The organism is Candidatus Contendobacter odensis Run_B_J11 (assembly GCF_000531125.1).
Taxonomy (GTDB): Bacteria; Pseudomonadota; Gammaproteobacteria; order Competibacterales; family Competibacteraceae; genus Contendibacter; species Contendibacter odensensis.
On the sequence record NZ_CBTK010000039.1, the window covers coordinates 1 to 2,519 of the forward strand.

The 2,519-nt window shown below is 55.1% G+C and carries 1 protein-coding gene; it reads right to left on the reverse strand.

Going from position 1 to position 2,519, the window contains the following annotated elements:
• Positions 1–198: 198 nt before the first annotated feature.
• Positions 199–2,373: an alpha-amylase family glycosyl hydrolase gene (locus tag BN874_RS03490; RefSeq protein ID WP_034430860.1), complete on the reverse strand. Its 2,175-nt coding sequence runs from the start codon at positions 2,371–2,373 to the stop codon at positions 199–201.
• Positions 2,374–2,519: the final 146 nt, after the last annotated feature.

A 2,519-nucleotide genomic window follows, 5' to 3' on the forward strand; every position in this document is an offset into this window, starting at 1 on the left:
AGAGGATGCCTATGGATGGTCAAAAACATCAAAGCTCATCACACCCGTTGAGGGACACTACCTAAATTTACAGGAGGGGAAAATTTACAGGACCAAATTTACAGGAGGAAAAAATGAACTGAAACCGGCCGCAGTCATTAAGCCACTACGGGGTCGGTTTCGTTCATCTTGAATGCGGCTGCGGTGCAGACTGGTGAATTAGCGCAGATAAGCGCCATCGGTTCCGATCTTGCCCGGCCCATTCAGCACATAAATCCCGGCTGAATTACCGCACACCGAGAAAGAGAGATGACCGTGATTGACGGTGATTTCATTACCCGTCACTGCATCGCGATAAACCCCATTGCGAATGTCGCCAACGTCGATGTGCTGGTCGCTGCCCATCGCGAGACCGACCACCGCATAACTCGCACCATGATTATGATTGCGGACGAAACGAATCCCGCTGCCCCACTCGTTGACATGACTCATCGCCCCTTTTTGTAACGCGGGGATCTGGCGACGAATCTGATTGAGTCGCTGAAGATGCTTGTACAGCGGATTACTCTGCGTCGCGCTGATTCGCTGATCGGTGAGATGATCACCAAAATAAGCGCGGCCGGTGGTATCCAGAGTGTCATCATTGCCGATCACATCCTGCGGAGCGCCCTTCATGAACTCGATTTCCTCGCCATAGTAAAGGCAGGGAATACCGCGCACCGTCCACAGCAGGTTATACGCCGCCGCTGCCATCCATTGCTCGCCCTTGAAGCGGAAGCGAAAATCGTTATCTGGCCCTACGTCGTGGTTTTGCAGGAAGGTAACCAGCGTGGAGGCATTGCCATAAATCCAGTCCATCTCCAGCACCCGTCCGACCCCGTCATAACTGCCGCGACTCAGGTTATCGCGGAAGGTGGAGAACAGGCCGAAATCGAGCATGGGAAAGCCGGAATCGCCGCCGGAATGCGGATTACGCGGATCGTGACCCAGCCGAGTGTACCACCATGGGCGGATAAACGACGGGCCATTATCACCGCCGCCCATATCGCCCCAGCCATAGCCCTTGACCAGATTTTCGCCGAACACGAACAGTCCCGGCTTGTGTGCTTTCCAGGCGTTGACGTACTCCAGCAGGTTGTCACGCTCGACATGTTTCACGGTATCAATCCGCAGCGCGTCCACGCCCATGTCGAGATAGCGGTTGATCGATCCGATTAAATAATCCTTGACGCTCTGCCGGTCGGTGGCGAGGTTAATGCAGTCACCGGCGATATGTTTCCGCTGTACCGCCGCGCTTTCCCAGTCGCCGCCACAAATAAAACCCTCCTGCATGTACCAGTCAGGATCGAGATGGTTGGCGTCAATGCCGAAGAAGCGGCCAGGGTTATAACCGGGCTTGGGTACGGTTTCGCCCGTCTTGGGATCAACCAGCGGAATTTTGCCTTCCGGGTCGGAACTATGCCGTTCCCGATACCATTCCGGCGCCACCGGATTATCAATATCATCGCGGTTCGGCCAAGCGTAATTGCCGAGAGTGCCCTGATACGGCCCATGATTGACCCGGCCCTGTTCCGAGCCTTGTGGCACATAATATTTAATCGGCAAATGATCAATGTGGACCTTGCCGCGAATGCCGTACTGGCAGGAGTGATTCACCACCACATCCTGAATAATCTTGATGCCGCGCTTGTGTGCCTCGTCGATTAAATCCTGATAGGTCGCATCGGGCGATTCCAGCCGGGGATCAATCCGGGTCCAGTCGTAAGCATGGTAGCCGTGATAATCGAGGCCGCTGCGATTCTCCACCGGCGGAGTAATCCAGATCGCGGTAAAGCCGAGGTCGCGGATGTAGTCGAGACGCTGAATCAGCCCCTTGAAATCACCGCGCCAATGTGGGTCTTCGGCTTTTCCAGTTTCACGGTTGAACCTGATCCGGTCGCGGCAGAAAAAGTTATTGCTCGGATCGCCATCATAAAAACGGGTGGTCATCAAAAAGTAGATGGTCTCCTCGCGGAAATCGCCTAATGGCCCGGATGGATCAATCGGAGGATGAGTTTCAACTGGTGCAGCCAGAACCGTTGCGGGGGCGTGGCTTTCAGCGCTGGCGAGACTGGTTTCAGCCGCTGCCTGACTTTCATGCCAGCGACCGTTAGCGTAAAACCCGCTGCGTTCGAGTCGCAGATCGCTGGTCTGATGGCGACTGTCGTCGTTGAAAACCAGACTTGCGGCTGCGATACCCTTGATCCTGTGGACAAACCAGCCGTCGGCTTCCGCCGTCATCGGCACGCCCGGCCACGCCGAGGCTTGAGCGCCAGGCTGGGTATCCCAATAGTGGACATGAACGGTATTTGCCCAACCGGCGGGTTTGTGGCAGTAGATAATTAGTTCGGGCATGACGATGAGAATTCCGGGAAGTAGGGAGCGATAGAGATGCATTCAGTCTGCAAGCCGCTCATTCAGAGCGGATTAGGCAGCCAGTGTGAAGTGGACCCCATGGTCAAGACAGAACTGGGGTTGGTTTAAGCTGTATTGTCTGATTC

Excerpts from the sequence above, each read along its gene's own strand:
- BN874_RS03490 (WP_034430860.1), bottom strand. The coding sequence starts at position 2,373 with ATGCCCGAACTAATTATCTACTGCCACAAACCCGCCGGTTGGGCAAAT.